The organism is Streptomyces sp. HUAS TT11, from assembly GCF_051553595.1.
Taxonomy (GTDB): domain Bacteria; phylum Actinomycetota; class Actinomycetes; order Streptomycetales; family Streptomycetaceae; genus Streptomyces.
Window position 1 is genome coordinate 5,802,807 of sequence record NZ_CP196184.1, and the last position, 16,024, is coordinate 5,818,830.

At 68.8% G+C, this 16,024-nt stretch carries 12 protein-coding genes and 1 pseudogene; 9 read left to right on the forward strand and 4 right to left on the reverse strand.

Annotation, left to right across the window (positions count from 1 at the left end):
- Positions 1 to 274 precede the first annotated feature (274 nt).
- The 6 genes and pseudogenes from ACSHXN_RS25930 to ACSHXN_RS25955 all read left to right on the forward strand — a co-directional run.
- Complete coding sequence (locus ACSHXN_RS25930; protein ID WP_356109766.1) at positions 275 to 601, forward strand: hypothetical protein; 327 nt, start codon at positions 275 to 277, stop codon at positions 599 to 601.
- A gap of 91 nt (positions 602 to 692) precedes the next feature.
- Positions 693 to 1,007 carry a pore-forming ESAT-6 family protein gene (locus ACSHXN_RS25935; protein ID WP_331266926.1) on the forward strand — a complete coding sequence of 105 codons (315 nt, stop codon included), beginning with the start codon at positions 693 to 695 and terminating at the stop codon, positions 1,005 to 1,007.
- A gap of 88 nt (positions 1,008 to 1,095) precedes the next feature.
- The gene (locus ACSHXN_RS25940; RefSeq protein ID WP_438303788.1) at positions 1,096 to 1,482 is read left to right on the forward strand and encodes a DUF6507 family protein; all 387 of its coding nucleotides are present in this window, start codon (positions 1,096 to 1,098) and stop codon (positions 1,480 to 1,482) included.
- Positions 1,479 to 4,079 (forward strand): hypothetical protein, encoded by a 2,601-nt coding sequence (locus ACSHXN_RS25945; RefSeq protein ID WP_438303789.1) that lies wholly within the window; start codon positions 1,479 to 1,481, stop codon positions 4,077 to 4,079. Before ACSHXN_RS25940 ends, ACSHXN_RS25945 begins: the two co-directional genes overlap by 4 nt.
- A 59-nt stretch (positions 4,080 to 4,138) precedes the next feature.
- Positions 4,139 to 4,729 (forward strand): hypothetical protein, encoded by a 591-nt coding sequence (locus ACSHXN_RS25950; RefSeq protein ID WP_355139014.1) that lies wholly within the window; start codon positions 4,139 to 4,141, stop codon positions 4,727 to 4,729.
- Positions 4,730 to 4,836: 107 nt separating this feature from the next.
- Positions 4,837 to 4,981: pseudogene (locus ACSHXN_RS25955) on the forward strand (DinB family protein); the annotation flags it as partial.
- An 81-nt stretch (positions 4,982 to 5,062) separates the two neighbouring features.
- Here the strand turns inward: ACSHXN_RS25955 and ACSHXN_RS25960 are convergent.
- Positions 5,063 to 5,515 (reverse strand): hydrolase, encoded by a 453-nt coding sequence (locus ACSHXN_RS25960; protein ID WP_356112345.1) that lies wholly within the window; start codon positions 5,513 to 5,515, stop codon positions 5,063 to 5,065.
- A 77-nt stretch (positions 5,516 to 5,592) separates the two neighbouring features.
- Between ACSHXN_RS25960 and recD2 the strand changes: the two genes are divergently transcribed.
- Both recD2 and ACSHXN_RS25970 read left to right on the forward strand, forming a co-directional pair.
- Positions 5,593 to 7,977 (forward strand): SF1B family DNA helicase RecD2, encoded by a 2,385-nt coding sequence (gene recD2, locus ACSHXN_RS25965; protein ID WP_438303790.1) that lies wholly within the window; start codon positions 5,593 to 5,595, stop codon positions 7,975 to 7,977.
- A 133-nt stretch (positions 7,978 to 8,110) separates the two neighbouring features.
- On the forward strand, positions 8,111 to 9,400 hold the full coding sequence (locus tag ACSHXN_RS25970; protein WP_355139008.1) for a citrate synthase: 1,290 nt from the start codon (positions 8,111 to 8,113) through the stop codon (positions 9,398 to 9,400).
- A gap of 589 nt (positions 9,401 to 9,989) precedes the next feature.
- Here ACSHXN_RS25970 and ACSHXN_RS25975 read toward each other — a convergent pair.
- From ACSHXN_RS25975 to ACSHXN_RS25985, 3 genes are all read right to left on the reverse strand, one after another.
- Positions 9,990 to 12,242 (reverse strand): heavy metal translocating P-type ATPase, encoded by a 2,253-nt coding sequence (locus ACSHXN_RS25975; RefSeq protein ID WP_438303791.1) that lies wholly within the window; start codon positions 12,240 to 12,242, stop codon positions 9,990 to 9,992.
- An 87-nt stretch (positions 12,243 to 12,329) separates the two neighbouring features.
- The gene (locus ACSHXN_RS25980; protein WP_355139004.1) at positions 12,330 to 12,569 is read right to left on the reverse strand and encodes a heavy-metal-associated domain-containing protein; all 240 of its coding nucleotides are present in this window, start codon (positions 12,567 to 12,569) and stop codon (positions 12,330 to 12,332) included.
- Between the two features lie 239 nt (positions 12,570 to 12,808).
- Positions 12,809 to 13,525 (reverse strand): TetR family transcriptional regulator, encoded by a 717-nt coding sequence (locus tag ACSHXN_RS25985; protein ID WP_356112339.1) that lies wholly within the window; start codon positions 13,523 to 13,525, stop codon positions 12,809 to 12,811.
- A 174-nt stretch (positions 13,526 to 13,699) separates the two neighbouring features.
- On the opposite strand from ACSHXN_RS25985, the gene ACSHXN_RS25990 reads away from it, so the two are divergent.
- Positions 13,700 to 15,985, forward strand: coding sequence for an MMPL family transporter (locus ACSHXN_RS25990; protein WP_361158857.1), 2,286 nt, complete (start codon positions 13,700 to 13,702; stop codon positions 15,983 to 15,985).
- The last annotated feature ends 39 nt before the right edge of the window (positions 15,986 to 16,024 follow it).

The window sequence follows — 16,024 nt, forward strand, 5'->3', positions numbered from 1 at the left end:
CGAAGGTGAATCAAGAGGTGAGGACTACCGAGACCCGATTGTGACCCGTGTGATCCAGGTCTCATGTCGTCGCCGACCGGCGGACCTTGCCCGGGTGGGGCCGCCGCCTTTCGGGCAGGCGGGACGTGTCGGCGCGGGTGCGCGCACGGTGGCGGGAGGTCTGCTCCCTGTAGCAGGTCTGTGACGTCAGGTGGTTGCGAGTGCGACGGCTGGACGTGAACATGGAGAGTGCAGAATCGTTCAATGAGGTCAACTCGCCACAGGGGGAGGCAAGATGAAGTTCGATATGGGGGCGCAGGCCCTGTCGACGCTGGTGAAGGATTCGCGTGGGTCGAGTGATGATCTGGGGACGTTGATCCGTCAGTTGGTGCAGGCGGCGCAGCCGTTGGAGGGGAAGTTCAACGGTGCGGGTCGGGTGGCGTTCGATCAGTTCAAGTTGCGGGCGGATGGTATCGCCAAGGAGTTGAACGGGTCGTTGGCGGCGATCTTGGGTGGTCAGTCGGGGATGGATTCGGCGTTCTCGTCGGGTGATCAGGAGCAGGGTGACAATGCTCGGGGTCAGATGTCGGCGGCGAATTTTGATGGTGCGCGTTTTCGTTGAGCCGTCGGGTTTTGGTGGTGTGTGTTTCCGTTGAGCCTCGGGGTGGTGCGGGGTTGTCGGGTCGGGGTTGTGTTACGGGGAGTGGTGTGTGATGGCGGGTTCGGGTGCGGATCGTCGGTCGTATGACACGGGTGCGTCGGCGGATGTGCAGGGCAATATCCAGGCGGTGATCGGCCGGTTGGAGGAGGTTATTGCGCAGCGTGATCGTCAGGTGAAGGCGGCGATGGCGGATTTCTCGGCGGATGGTGTGGCGGATGAGTACCACGGCAAGGAGTTGCGGTGGAATCGTGCGTCGCAGGAGGTCAAGAACATCATCGGGTTGTTGAAGTCGACGTTGGAGCAGAACGATTCGACGGCGCAGTCGACGATCGCGAAGGCGAAGTCGGCGGTCGACAACATCGGCTGACGTGAGTGGTGTTCGGCGGGGCCGGCGGGCGTGGACGACAGCCGGCCCCGCCTGCTGATGCAGGCGGGCTTGTTCGCACGGGGGTGCAGTGGTGTCGGGCTGGGATCTGAAGCCGCAGGGTATTCAGGGTGTGTTGAAGTCGACGGGTGAGACGGCGTCGCATCTTGAGGGTCAGGCGAAGGCGTATGGGGAGCATTTGACGTCGGCGGCGTCGAGTGCGGGCACTGTTTCTGCTGAGGGTGGGGGTGGTGGGGGGAAGGCGCAGGGGGGTTTGGTGGCGTTGGCGTTGTCGCAGTATGCGGAGCATGCGACGAAGGATCTGCAGTACATCGCGGCGCGTGCGGGGAAGTCGTTGCAGGGTGCGGTGGATGCGACGACGGCGTATTTGCGGGGGGATGAGGAGATGGCGGCGCGGGCGCAGCAGCGGGCGTTGGCGGAGCCGCGGGTGGATCTGCCGGGGGTGGGTGAGGGGTGATTGATCCTGGGCAGATTCCGCAGTTCACGGGTGATCTGGCGCAGTTGGAGAAGGATTACGGTGATCTGAGGTCTGATGCGTCGCGTGTGCGGTCGACGGGCCGGGATGTGCATGCGGGGTTTCAGGGGTTGTCGGCGTATTACGCGGCTCCGGAGGCGGAGCGGTTGTTCGCGACGACGAAGCCGGTGGCGGAGCGGGCGGAGGGGTTCGCGGGGGATCTGGAGACGGTGTCGTCCGCGTTGTCGTCGTATGCGGTGGAGATTCGGCCTTTGGTGGCGAAGCTGGCGCAGTTGAAGGTGGATGCGACGGCGTTCGTGGATTCGGTGGGGGGTGATGACGACTGGGAGTACGACGGGGACAAGGTCGATCGTCACAATCGGATCCGTGATGATGTGACGGCGGCGGTGGCGGCGTTCTGGGCTGCGGAGCGTACGTGTCACAACAAGATCACTGCGTTGTTCGGTGGGACGCAGATGGTGGCGGGGGACGGTTCGGAGCGTAAGGACCAGTACGGGTTCGATGCCGAGGACATGAAGAACGCGAAGCTTCCCTGGGGTGACCCGGTGGAGGAGAGGCATCACTGGTACGAGGTCGGCCATTGGGTGAAGTCCTTTGTGTGGGACGGGCTGATCGTGGACGGTGTGTGGGGGACGATCAAGGGTCTGGGCACGCTGGTGGGTTTTGGTGGCTGGGAGGCGATGGGTCAGGCGTGGAAGGGTCTGGCGCAGTTGGCGACCGGTCTGGTGATTTCTTCGATGCCGGGTGCGGGGGTGTTGTTCTGGGCGTTGCCGGATGACAAGTTGCCGTCGTGGTTGCGTGATTCGCGTACGGCGATGAAGGAGACGGGCAAGGCGTTGGTGGCGTGGGATGAGTGGGGGAAGAATCCTGCTCGTGCTGCGGGTGCGGTGACGTTCAATGTGTTGACGACGGTGTTCACCGGTGGTGCGGGTGGTGCGGCGTCGGGTGCGGGTAAGGCGGGTGCGGTCGCGAAGGCGTTGTCGCTGGCGGGCAAGGCGGGCCGGGTCATCGATCCGATGACGTACATCGCCAAGGGTGCCGGTGCGGGTCTGTCGAAGATCGGTGACATCAGCAAGGCGCTGAAGGGTGTCGGCGCCATCGAGATCCCCAAACTCCCCGACAACGCGATCACGCTGCCCGAGGGTGCGCTGAAGCTGCCGGACGGCACCGTGCACCTGCCCGAGGGATCGGTGATCCCACCCGGCGCGGTCGAACTCCCCGACGGCACCTTCCAGTTGCCGCACGGTGGGCCGGTACTGCCGGAGGGCAGCATGAAGCTGCCGACCGAGCACGGGGCGCCGGCGCAGTACATGGACCCGCACGGCAACATCCTCGACGAGCACGGCGACGTGCTGCACAGGGCCGACGACGGTCCGGGCGACATCGTGGACCAGCCCGACCTCGGCGACCCGCACGCCGGCTCGGACGTCCCGCACACACCGTCCCCGGTCAAGGAACCGGCCCTGGTCGGCGCCGGCACGCACACCGCGGAACAGGCCGGGCAGCACATCCGCCTGGGCGACAACGCAGGTCATGACCTCGGCGACATGGGCCGCACCGGCGACCACGCCGCCGTCCACGCCGGCAACGACATCCCCACCGTCCACGCCGGCGGCGAGAACATCCCGACCACACACCCCACAGACCACCTCCCCACCGGCCACACACCCGACAACCTGCCGGGCGGCAGCGCCCATGAGCACGGCGCGGGCCCCTCCGCCGCCCACGAACCGCCGTCCGGTCACACGGGTGGCCATACGGACGGCTCGGACGGTGCGGGCCATCACAGTGAGCCCGGTGATCACGGCGGCGCGGGTCATGACACGCACACCACGGGCTCACACGACGGCCCGACCGGTGGGGAGCACAGCGGTCCGGGTGTGCGGGGAGGTGCCGGCAACGGACCGAGTGGGAGCCATGAACCTTTCCGGGACCCGGAGAGGTTCAGCGAGGGTGACCACACGGCCAGTCCCGCCACCGGCCCGATGAGCCCTGCTCAGGAGTCCGGAGTCAAGGCTGCGCTCGACCGGGCGAAGATGCCGGCTCAGGACCAGCAACGCCTGCTCACTCAGTTGCGCAAGGGCGACTACGGTGCCGGGGTGGCCGAGCACATTGCGCGCGGGGACTTCGATGGGATGCCCGGCTACAAGGAGCTGCTGTACCAAACCAAGCAGAAGGGCATGATGCCCGCCGTTCATCAAGCCATGGAGTACGCTGCGGAGCTCAAGTCGCGCGGGGTGGAGAACCTGGCCTTCGAGTACAAGAAACCGCAGCTGGGTCTGGATCTCGACGTCCTGGTCAAGTCGGGTGACGAGATCAAGTACGGGTGCCAGCTCAAAGACGTGCAGCAGGAACACGGCATCGCCTCCGCGGCTCGCAAGATCGCGGAGAAGCAGCTGGTCGGTGAGATCGACGGCCCCAAGGTCGCGATACTGGACGTCCAGGACACGCGGGCAGCTCTCACCGAGTCGACCGTCAAGGACGTCGAGTACTACGCGAGGAGGACGGGCGCGACGTACGAGCTCCGCTTCCGGGACGGTTCGATCACCATCCCGGCCAACGGCCAGATCTACCCCTGAGGAAACCGATGTCCACTTTGATGCGTGCACCCCAGCCGTGTGCCTCGTGGGAATGGGAGTTGGACGGCTTCGCGCCACCGGGACTCGAATCGGCACTGATGACCGCCGCACGGATGACGGTGGTGCTGCGAGAGCACGGGCTGCTGGAGCCCTCCAAACTGGAGTGGAAGTGGCTCCTCCCCGGGCGTGGCAGCATCGGGGCGGGCACGAGCATCGCCCTGAAGGGCAGCCTCAATGAAGCCGAACTCGAACAGAAGATCCGGCTGTTCCGCCCAGTGGGATTCCCCGATGCCGAAGTCGGTGCACTCGTCGTCTCCGGCATGGGCACGTGGCTCGATGCCGAGGGCAGGGAGCATCACGAGGATGGTCTGGTGGAGTTGACCGTCTACCCGGATGAGCGCCACCTCGCCGCGGAGGTTGCGGTTTTCCATGACATCTGGGGCTACTGCGACTTCAAGGGGCTCCCTCACCCGGATCTCCAGAAGCGGAACGCGCCACGACTGACCGCGATGCTGCAGGGACTCGAATCGTTGCTCGGAGCGACAGCCGAGCCGGGTGATCCGACCTACTTCGGACAGGCCGAGGGCTACGGCATCGAGATGCCGGATCTGATCGACGGTCGGGGGCCGGACCTCACGGACATGCTGTGACGGTATTTCCGGGTGGGCGCCGAACGGGTCGCTCTGCGAGTCGATGCCTTCGGCGCGAGCTCCAGCGGAAGGGCTGCTCCATCACCGGTTGCGCCTTCAGGTGACAGATCCCGGCGAGCGAGTACGCCGAGGTCGCCCGGCATGCTGCCGGCGGCATGACCGTCGTCGAGATCACTGACGACTGGCGTGAGCGAACGGGACGAACAGGCCCTCGGCCACATCGGCCCGCCGGAGCCCGACCGGACACCGGTTGGGCGACCGGACGTCCGGAGTCGGGAACGGGGGAGGACGGCACACTCCGAGGCGAAGTGACCGTGCCCAAGGAGAGCGGCGTCAACCCCCGTCGCCGAACGCCCCGTCCGCCCGCCCCGAGTTCACCCGCTTGACCCCGACCAGCACCCGGTACCGCTCCCGCGCCGCGAACTCCGCCGGCTCCCAGACCGCCGGCCGGCCCACCTCCGCACACAGGTGCAGCACCAGCCCCTTCTCCACCCGGACCCCGACGTGCGCGCCGTAGGCGTCGGCGGTGGAGTTGAACAGCATCAGATCGAGCGGCCGGGCGGCAAGGACGCGGACCGTGTCCCGCGTGTCCGTCCACAGGTCGCTCGAGCGCAGAGCGGGTGGGGTCAGACCGAAGTGCCGGAGCACCTCGTAGGCGAACAGCTGGCAGTTCGCGCCGGCCGTCAGGCCCGGGCGAGCGCTCACCGCCGGTGATCCCGGGTAGCGGGACCCCACATGGGGAACGCTCCAGAGGGCGGACGGCAGGCCGCGCAGCAGCGAATCCATACCGCCAGCATGCAGGAGCCCGGGGCCGCGAGGACCGTACCGTCGTCACTGTCGGTCCTCTTCGGTAGCGTCGGCTCATGACCCAGGAGGCGAGTCGGGCGGGGCAGGCAGGTGCCGGGGAGCGGCACCTCGCCGTGCTGGAGGGTGTGCTCGAGCGGATCACATACGCCAACGAGGAGAACGGATACACGGTCGCCCGCGTCGACACCGGCCGCGGCGCCGGTGATCTGCTCACCGTCGTCGGCGCGCTCCTCGGCGCCCAGGTGGGCGAGTCGCTGCGGATGGAGGGGCGCTGGGGCTCCCACCCGCAGTACGGCAAGCAGTTCACCGTCGAGAACTACACGACCGTCCTCCCGGCCACCGTCCAGGGCATCCGCCGCTATCTCGGCTCCGGTCTCGTCAAGGGCATCGGCCCCGTCTTCGCCGACCGGATCACCCAGCACTTCGGGCTCGACACCCTCCAGATCATCGAGGAGGAGCCCAAGCGGCTCATCGAGGTGCCCGGGCTCGGCCCGAAGCGGACCAAGAAGATCGCCGACGCCTGGGAGGAGCAGATGGCGATCAAGGAGGTCATGCTCTTCCTGCAGAGCGTCGAGGTCTCCACGTCCATCGCCGTGCGCATCTACAAGAAGTACGGCGACGCCTCCATCTCCGTCGTCAAGAACCAGCCGTACCGCCTCGCCTCGGACGTCTGGGGCATCGGATTCCTCACCGCCGACCGGATCGCCCGGTCCGTCGGGATCCCGCACGACAGCCCGGAGCGCGTCAAGGCAGGTCTGCAGTACGCCCTGTCCCAGTCGACCGACCAGGGTCACTGCTATCTCCCGGAGGAGCGGCTGATCGCGGACGCGGTCAAGCTCCTCCAGGTCGACACCGGACTGGTCATCGAGTGCCTGGCCGAGCTGGCGGCGCCTTGCGAGGACGACTCCGAACCCGGCGTCGTGCGGGAACGCGTGCCCGGACCGGACGGCGGGGACCCGGTCACCGCCGTCTACCTCGTCCCCTTCCACCGCGCCGAGCTGTCCCTCTCCGCTCAACTGCTGCGCCTGCTGCGCACGGAGGAGGACCGGATGCCCGGCTTCGGGGACGTGGCGTGGGACAAGGCGCTGGGCTGGCTCAAGGGGCGCACCGGAACCGAGTTGGCACCCGAACAGGAGGAGGCCGTAAGGCTGGCGCTGACCAGGAAGGTCGCCGTCCTGACCGGAGGGCCCGGCTGCGGCAAGTCGTTCACGGTGCGCTCCATCGTCGAGCTCGCCCGGGCCAAGCGGGCCAAGGTCGTCCTGGCCGCACCCACCGGGCGCGCGGCCAAGCGCCTGTCCGAGCTGACCGGAGCCGAGGCCTCCACCGTGCACCGGCTGCTGGAGCTGAAGCCCGGCGGCGACGCGGCATACGACCGGGACCGCCCGCTCGACGCCGACCTGGTCGTCGTCGACGAGGCGTCCATGCTCGACCTGCTGCTCGCCAACAAGCTGGTGAAGGCCGTGCCGCCGGGCGCCCACCTGCTCCTCGTCGGTGACGTCGACCAGCTGCCCAGCGTCGGCGCCGGGGAGGTCCTCAGGGATCTGCTCACCGACGGGAGCCCCGTTCCCGCCGTCCGCCTCACCCGCGTCTTCCGCCAGGCCCAGCAGTCGGGCGTCGTCACCAACGCGCACCGCATCAACTCCGGCCTGCATCCGCTCACCGACGGCCTGAAGGACTTCTTCCTCTTCGTCGAGGACGACACCGAGGAGGCCGGCCGTCTCACCGTGGACGTGGCGGCGCGGCGGATCCCGGCCCGGTTCGGTCTCGACCCGCGCCGCGACGTACAGGTGCTCGCGCCGATGCACCGCGGGCCCGCCGGCGCCGGCACGCTGAACGGGCTGCTCCAGCAGGCGGTCACCCCCGCCCGTCCCGATCTGCCCGAGAAGCGGTTCGGCGGCCGGGTCTTCCGTGTCGGCGACAAGGTCACCCAGATTCGCAACAATTACGAGAAGGGGAAGAACGGTGTCTTCAACGGCACCGTCGGCGTGGTCACCTCGCTCGACCCGGTCGATCAGCGCCTGACGGTGCTGACCGACGAGGACGAGGAGGTGCCGTACGAGTTCGACGAGCTGGACGAGCTGGCGCATGCCTACGCGGTGACCATCCACCGTTCGCAGGGCAGCGAGTATCCGGCGGTGGTGATCCCCGTCACCACCGGGGCGTGGATGATGCTCCAGCGCAACCTCCTCTACACGGCGGTCACCCGGGCGAAGAAGCTGGTCGTGCTTGTCGGTTCCCGCAAGGCGATCGGGCAGGCGGTCCGTACGGTCTCGGCGGGCCGGCGCTGTACGGCCCTGGATTTCAGGCTGTCGCCGAGGCCCGTCGAGGGCGGAGCCCCGGCCCGGTTCGCATCCGCACCCGTCATTGAAAAAAATGATCGATCAAACGAGTCGCAAAGGTCACAGAGCACTTCCGGAACCGGTCGACCGGGGGCAGGATGAGCAGGTTGACGGCACTCAGTGCCGCCGATGCGCCCAAAGGTCGACCCCGAGTGCACTCTCCTGCGCCAAATGGGGGATGGTAGAGACAGTCAGGGCACCTCGAAGATGAGGCACTACGTCGGTGAGGGAAGACGTGAGCGACAACTCTGTAGTACTGCGGTACGACGGCGACGAGTACACCTACCCGGTGGTCGACAGCACCGTCGGTGACATGGGCTTCGACATCGGGAAGCTTCGCGCCCAGACCGGTCTGGTCACCCTGGACAGCGGTTACGGCAACACCGCCGCATATAAATCCGCCATCACCTACCTCGACGGCGAGAAGGGCATCCTCCGGTATCGCGGCTACCCGATCGAGCAGCTGGCCGAGCGCTCCACCTTCCTGGAGGTCGCCTACCTGCTGATCAACGGTGAGCTGCCGACCGTCGACGAGCTCTCCGCCTTCAAGAACGAGGTCACGCAGCACACCCTGCTGCACGAGGACGTCAAGAACTTCTACACCGGCTTCCCGCGCGACGCGCACCCGATGGCGATGCTCTCCTCGGTGGTCTCCGCGCTGTCCACCTTCTACCAGGACAGCCACAACCCCTTCGACGAGAAGCAGCGCAACCTCTCCACCATCCGCCTGCTTGCCAAGCTTCCGACGATCGCCGCGTACGCCTACAAGAAGTCGATCGGTCACCCCTTCGTCTACCCGCGCAACGACCTCGGGTACGTCGAGAACTTCCTGCGGATGACCTTCTCCGTCCCGGCGCAGGACTACGAGCTGGACCCGGTCGTCGTCTCCGCGCTGGACAAGCTGCTGATCCTGCACGCGGACCACGAGCAGAACTGCTCGACCTCGACCGTGCGCCTGGTGGGTTCGTCGCAGGCCAACATGTTCGCCTCGATCTCGGCCGGCATCAACGCGCTGTGGGGCCCGCTGCACGGTGGCGCCAACCAGTCCGTCCTGGAGATGCTCGAGGGCATCCGCGACTCCGGCAACGACGTCGACACCTTCATCCGCAAGGTGAAGAACAAGGAGGACGGCGTCCGCCTGATGGGCTTCGGCCACCGGGTCTACAAGAACTTCGACCCGCGCGCCAAGATCATCAAGGCCGCCGCGCACGATGTGCTCTCCGCGCTGGGCAAGTCTGACGAGCTGCTCGACATCGCCCTGAAGCTCGAGGAGCACGCGCTGTCCGACAGCTACTTCGTCGAGCGCAAGCTCTACCCGAACGTGGACTTCTACACCGGTCTGATCTACCGCGCGATGGGCTTCCCGACCGAGATGTTCACGGTCCTGTTCGCCCTCGGTCGACTGCCGGGCTGGATCGCCCAGTGGCACGAGATGATCAAGGAGCCGGGTTCCCGTATCGGCCGCCCGCGCCAGATCTACACCGGCGTGGTGGAGCGCGACTTCGTTCCGGTCGAGGGGCGCTGAGCGGCATTACGTACGTAGGGCGTACGTCGTCGTAGAGCGACGTACGCCGGGTGCGGTGACGGCACCCTCGTCTCAAGCCGTATGAAAAGTCTTGTGAAAAGCGGAAGGCGCCCCACAGTCGGTCCCCCCACGGGCCGACGTGCAGGGCGCCTTCCCATGTCCCGGTGCGGATTCCCCCCACGGGATCCGGCCGGGCGTTTGCGGGACAGCGCCTGAATCGCTGTGAGCAAAACGAGCACAACTCGGCATAGCACTGCGGTGCTGTCTGCCGGGACGCGTACGGGAGGGCCGCTCAAAGCTCCCCGGTGTACGTGTCCCGGCAACGCAGTTTCCTGGGAACGTCCCCCAAGACATCCCCGGATGTCAGTCACGCCCCCCAAGACGCTTCTGACACCGCCAACTTAGACTCACGAACCCTTCCGCTGGTTACGTTCACATCATTGTGATCTGTGTCTCTTGCGTATGTCCTGAAGATACGCAAGAGCCCCGATACGTCGACCGAGGCCCCCAGCGTAAGGATGATGCGCGAGCCTTGTGAAGAGCTTATGTGAGGCTCGCGTCGGACTCTAGAGGGACTCTCACCCTCGCGTCATGAGAATGCCCGCAGCCGAAGGCTGTTGGTGACCACGAAGACCGACGAGAAGGCCATCGCCGCACCCGCGATCATCGGGTTCAGGAGCCCGGCGGCGGCCAGGGGCAGCGCGGCCACGTTGTACCCGAAGGCCCACACCAGATTCCCCTTGATCGTCGAGAGCGTGCGCCGTGCGAGCCGGATCGCGTCCGCGGCCACCCGCAGGTCCCCGCGCACCAGCGTCAGATCGCTCGCCTCGATCGCCGCGTCCGTCCCGGTCCCCATGGCCAGTCCCAGATCCGCGGTGGCCAGTGCGGCCGCGTCGTTGACGCCGTCACCGACCATGGCGACGATCCGTCCCTCGCTCTGGAGCCGCCTGACGGCGGCGACCTTCTCCTCCGGCAGCACCTCGGCGATCACCTCACCCGCGGCGATGCCGACGGCGCCCGCCACGGCCTCGGCGACCGCCCGGTTGTCCCCGGTCAGCAGGACGGGCGTGAGGCCCAGGGCCCGGAGCTCCCGTACGGCCTCGGCGCTGGTCTCCTTGATCGCGTCGGCGACGGTGAGGACGCCGAGTGCCATGCCGTCGCGCGCGACCACGACAGCCGTGCGCCCCTCGGCCTCCGCCTCCGCCTTCGCCCGGGCCAGCACGTCCGGAAGGGCGTCCGGGAAGCGGCCCACGGTGACCTCGTGCCCCTCCACGCGTCCGCGCACGCCGAGCCCCGGGACGTTCTCGAACCGGTCGGGGGCGGGAAGCCCGCCGAGGCGCTCCTGAGCGCCTGCCGCGATCGCCCTGGCGATCGGGTGCTCGGAGGCGTGCTCGAGGGCTCCGGCGAGCCGCAGGGCGTCCTTCTCGTCCTCTTCCTCGGCGGTGTGCACCCCCTGGAGGGCCATCCGGCCCGTGGTGACCGTTCCGGTCTTGTCCAGGACCACCGTGTCGACCCGGCGCGTGGACTCCAGCACCTCCGGGCCCTTGATGAGGATGCCGAGCTGGGCACCGCGGCCCGTGCCGACCATCAGGGCGGTCGGGGTGGCGAGCCCCAGCGCGCAGGGACAGGCGATGATCAGCACCGCCACGGCCGCGGTGAAGGCGGCGACGGTGTCGCCGGTGACGCCGAGCCACACCCCGAACGTGCCCAGGGCGATCAGCAGGACGACGGGCACGAAGATCCCGGAGATGCGGTCGGCCAGGCGCTGCACCTCCGCCTTGCCGTTCTGCGCGTCCTCCACGAGCCGCGCCATCCGCGCGAGCTGGGTGTCCGCGCCGACCCGGGTCGCCTCGACCACCAGCCGGCCCCCCGCGTTGACGGTCGCGCCGGTCACCCGGTCGCCGACGGCCACATCGACCGGCACCGACTCTCCGGTGAGCATGGAGGCGTCGACCGCCGAGGCGCCCTCGACGACCGTCCCGTCCGTGGCGATCTTCTCGCCGGGCCGTACGACGAACCGGTCGCCGACGGCCAGCAGGGCCACCGGAACGCGCACCTCACGGCCGTCCCGCAGGACCGCGACGTCCTTCGCGCCCAGTTCGAGCAGCGCCTTCAGGGCCGCGCCGGCGCGACGCTTGGAGCGGGCCTCCAGATAGCGGCCGAGCAGGATGAACGCGACGACGCCGGCGGCCACTTCGAGATAGAGGGCCGAGGACCCGTCGGTGCGGGAGACGGTGAGGTCGAAGCCGTGGCGCATGCCGGGCATGCCCGCGTCCCCCCAGAACAGCGCCCACAGCGACCAGCCGAACGCCGCGAGCGTGCCGACCGACACCAGGGTGTCCATGGTGGCCGCGCCGTGCCGGGCGTTGGTGTACGCCGCTTTGTGGAAGGGCAGTCCGCCCCATACGACGACGGGCGCGGCCAGCGTCAGTGAGAGCCACTGCCAGTTGTCGAACTGCAGGGCCGGGACCATCGAGAGCAGGACGACGGGCAGGGCGAGCAGTGCCGAGACGGTCAGTCGCTGACGGAGGGCGGCCGATTCGGGGTCTTCCCCGGCGGCCTCGGCGGCCGCGGGCTGTTCCGGCTGGGGCGGCGGGGGTTCCTCGGCCGTGTAGCCCGTCTTCACCACCGTGGCGATCAGGTCGGCGACCTGGATCCCGGCGGGATAGGAGATCTTCGCCTTCTCCGTCGCGAAGTTCACCGTGGCGGTGACGCCGTCGATGCGGTTGAGCTTCTTCTCGACACGGGCTGCGCAGGAGGCGCAGGTCATGCCGCCGATGGCCAGTTCGACCTCGGAGGGTGCGGCCGCGTCTATCGCGGCTGGTGCTGCGGTGCTGGTCATGTCCGGACTCCAGACAACGGACCGGGCCGTGCGGAGCCAGTATCAGCTGGTCGGTACGGCCCGGTGCGGGGAGCAGATGCTGGCTGTTCAGGCCTTGCCGACGAGCTCGAAGCCGGCCTCGTCGACCGCGGCCTGCACGGCCTCGTCGGCGAGGGGCGCGGCGGAGACGACCGTGACCTCGCCGGTGGACGCGACGGCGGTGACGGAGCTGACACCGGCGAGGGCGGAGATCTCGCCGGAGACGGAGCCCTCGCAGTGCCCGCAGCTCATCCCGCTCACCTTGTAGACGGTCGTCACGGAACCCGGAGTTTCGGTCTGTGTGGTCATCTCTCCAACTCCTCGGGGAGGCTCGTGTGGCTTACGAGAACCAGACTATACCCCTAGGGGGTATTCCCCCAAGAGATTGCGGCGTGAGTCCGCGAGCCGCGTTCGGTTCCCCCGCGGTGGGCGTCGGCGGAAACCGCCGGCGAGGACTTCGTGCGACTCGCCGACGGGCCTTCGGGGGCGGTCGCCGGTGGGGTTCGAGGGCGGTCGCCGGGGGCTTCAGCGGAGTGGCCGGTGGGGCATCAGAGGGAGTGGCCGGTGGAGTCGCCGCCCCTGCCGTCCTCGTCGTCGCGCAGGATCGGCTCGAGATACCGGTACATCGCCGTCTTCAGCTCGGTGATGTAGGCCTCACGTGCCGCGCCGTCGTGGGACATGATCAGGTCGAGTCCCGCCTTGAAGAGGGCGAGCAGCATGTTCGCGGTGCGGGAGCGCTCGTCGGGCGGGGTGTTCGGAAGGAAGCCGGCGATCATCACTTCGATGCGGGTGAGGGACGCCTCGTGCAGGGTGTTGTGCTCCTGTGCGATCGGCCCGGGGACGTCGGGGCCGTGCAGCAGGACGCCGAAGGCCGGGTTCTCGACGTTGAACGCGATCAGCGGGTCGAGCGCCGCGTCCAGCAGCTGGTCCAGGGGGAGTCCGAGATTCTCCTCGGTGAGCGCCCGGTCCTGCGACTCCTGCCACTGCTGGAGCAGCTGGTCGCCCAGGCCGATGGCGATCGCTTCCTTGTTCGGGAAGAACTGGTACAGCGTCCCGGGGGAGACGCCGGCCTCGCGGGCGATGGCGTTCGTGCTCGCGGCGGTGTAGCCGGTGCGGCAGAAGACCTCGGCGGCGGCCTGGAGCAGTTGTGCGATACGGCGCTCGCCCCGGGCCTGGCGGCGGCGCGGCCTGGCCTCCTGCTCCTGCCCGGCCGGCTCCGCGCCCGGTCCGGTGGCGGGCCCCTCGGTCCTCTGGCTCCTGGGCACGCGTTGTCCCCACCTCTCGGAACGCGATTGACAAACGCGAGTGGTCGCTCGCATTCTTGAGAAACGCGAGCGCTCACTCGTGTTTGCCAGTCTATGGCAATCGACGACCCATGCTGCCTGCACGGATGTACGGATGCACGGCCTGCGGGGTCACGGTGAAGGGGACACCGCATCATGGCCGAAGTCAACCGCAGGGGCGGCCGGGAGACCGGGGACGGAGGGGGTGCGCCGGAGCCGGTCAAAAGGGCCGGGCATACGGGTGAGGGAGGGGCGGTGCCCGGTGGCTGGACACGGTTCGTGACGGCGCGGCCCCGGCTGTCGTTGCTCGTCGCGCTGCTCCTCACCGCGCTCGCGGTGGTCGCCGGCAGCGGGGTCGCGGACCGGCTGGGCAGCGGCGGCTGGCAGGATCCGGCCGCACAGTCCACCTACGCGACCGACGCGCTGGAGCGGGAGTTTCCCGCCTCGCAGCCCAATCTGCTGCTTCTGGTGGACTCGGGGCACAGGTCTGCGGACGATCCTGCGGTGGCCGCCGAGGCCCGGCGCCTGACCGCGCGGCTCGCCTCCGAGCGCGGCGTCACAGGGGTCGGCTCGTACTGGCAGTCGGGGGCACCGGCACTGCGCGCCGAGGACGGCCGCGAAGCGCTGATAGCCGCGCACATCACGGGCGACGAGAAGGCCGCGAGTGACACCCTCGACCGCATCGCGCCCCACTACCGAGGCGCGCACGGGCCGGTCACGGTCAAGGTCGGCGGCCCGGTCGCCGTGCGCTCCGAGATGCAGACGATCATCCAGGAGGACCTGACCCGGGCCGAGACGATCGCCCTGCCCGTCACGCTGGTGCTGCTGGTGATGGTGTTCGGCAGCGCGGTCGCGGCCATGCTGCCGCTGGGCATCGGCATCGTCGCCATCCTGGGCACCAACGCGGTACTGCGCGGTCTCACCGAAGTCACCGACGTCTCCGTCTTCGCCCTGAACCTCACCACGGCCCTCGGGCTGGGCCTCGCCATCGACTACGCGCTCTTCATCGTGCGCAGGTTCCGCGAGGAACTGTCCGCCGGAGCCGACCCGTCGGGCGCGGTGGCCACCACCCTGCGCACCGCGGGACGCACCGTCCTGTTCTCCGCGCTGACCGTCGCCGTGTCCCTGGCCGCGATGCTCGTCTTCCCGCAGTACTTCCTGCGCTCGTTCGCCTACGCCGGCATCGCGGTGGTGCTGCTGGCCGCCGCGGCCGCGCTGATCCTGCTCCCCGCGGCCCTGGTGGTGCTGGGCCACCGGGTGAACGCGCTCGACCTGCGGCGGCTGTTCAGGCGCGGGACCCCCCGGCCGACCGCGCAGGGGCGCGGCTGGAGCCGGATGGCGACCCTTGTGATGCGGCGCGCCCCGCTGTTCGCCGTTGCCACCACTGTCGGCCTGGTGGTCCTCGGACTGCCGTTCACGGGCGTGAAGTTCGGCACCGCGGACGACCGCCAGCTGCCCTCGGGCGCCGAGTCCCATGTGGTGCAGCAGCACATACGCGACGGGTTCCCGGGCAGCCCCGGCGGCGGCCTGGAGGTGCTGGCCGAGGGGCGGGCCACCCCCGCCCAGTACGACGCGTACAAGGACCGGATCACGGCCCTGCCCGGGGTGCTGCGGGTGGACGGCCCGTTGGTGAAGGGCGAGAACGCGTACTTCACCGTGCAGCCCAGGGGCGAGGCGGTGGACGCCGGCGCCCAGCGGCTGGTCGGCGAACTGAGGGCGACGTCCGCCCCCTTCGGCACCTCGGTGACGGGCACGGCCGCGATCCTGGTGGACTCCAAGCACGCGATCGCCGAGCGGCTGCCCTGGGCTGCGGGCATCATCGCGGTGGTCACCCTGCTCCTGGTCTTCCTGCTGACCGGCAGCGTGCTGATCCCCGTCCAGGCCGTACTGCTCAACGCGCTGAGCCTGACGGCGATGTTCGGCGCGGTGGTCTGGGTCTTCCAGGACGGGCATCTGTCGGGTCTGCTGGGATTCACCAGCCCAGGGTCGATCGAGACGACCCTTCCGGTGCTGATGTTCTGTGTGGCCTTCGGCCTCTCCATGGACTACGGCGTGTTCCTGCTGTCCCGTATCAAGGAGGAGTACGACCGCACCGGGGACCATCGCGAGGCGGTGCGCTTCGGACTGCAGCGCACCGGCGGGCTGATCACGGCGGCGGCGGTCATCCTGGCGGTGGTGATGGTCGCGATCGGTACCTCCCGGGTGACGAACACCAAGATGCTCGGCCTCGGTATCGCACTGGCCGTGCTGATGGACGCGATGGTCGTACGCAGTCTGCTGGTGCCGGCGGTGATGCGGCTGACCGGCCGCGCCACCTGGTGGGCGCCGGCCCCGCTGCGGCGCTTCCACCGGCGGTTCGGACTGCGCGAGGAGGAGCCGGTGGCGCCCGTCGCGGAGAAGGCGCCGGACCGGGACCGGGACACCGCCGGGGTGCACGGCTAGCGTTCCGCCACAGGAACGATCTCCGGGGCCGGGGATCGG

Coding starts and splice junctions, on each gene's coding strand:
- ACSHXN_RS25930 (WP_356109766.1), top strand. CDS start 275: ATGAAGTTCGATATGGGGGCGCAGGCCCTGTCGACGCTGGTGAAGGAT.
- ACSHXN_RS25935 (WP_331266926.1), top strand. CDS start 693: ATGGCGGGTTCGGGTGCGGATCGTCGGTCGTATGACACGGGTGCGTCG.
- ACSHXN_RS25960 (WP_356112345.1), bottom strand. CDS start 5,515: ATGGATTCGCTGCTGCGCGGCCTGCCGTCCGCCCTCTGGAGCGTTCCC.
- recD2 (WP_438303790.1), top strand. CDS start 5,593: ATGACCCAGGAGGCGAGTCGGGCGGGGCAGGCAGGTGCCGGGGAGCGG.
- ACSHXN_RS25975 (WP_438303791.1), bottom strand. CDS start 12,242: ATGACCAGCACCGCAGCACCAGCCGCGATAGACGCGGCCGCACCCTCC.
- ACSHXN_RS25980 (WP_355139004.1), bottom strand. CDS start 12,569: ATGACCACACAGACCGAAACTCCGGGTTCCGTGACGACCGTCTACAAG.
- ACSHXN_RS25990 (WP_361158857.1), top strand. CDS start 13,700: ATGGCCGAAGTCAACCGCAGGGGCGGCCGGGAGACCGGGGACGGAGGG.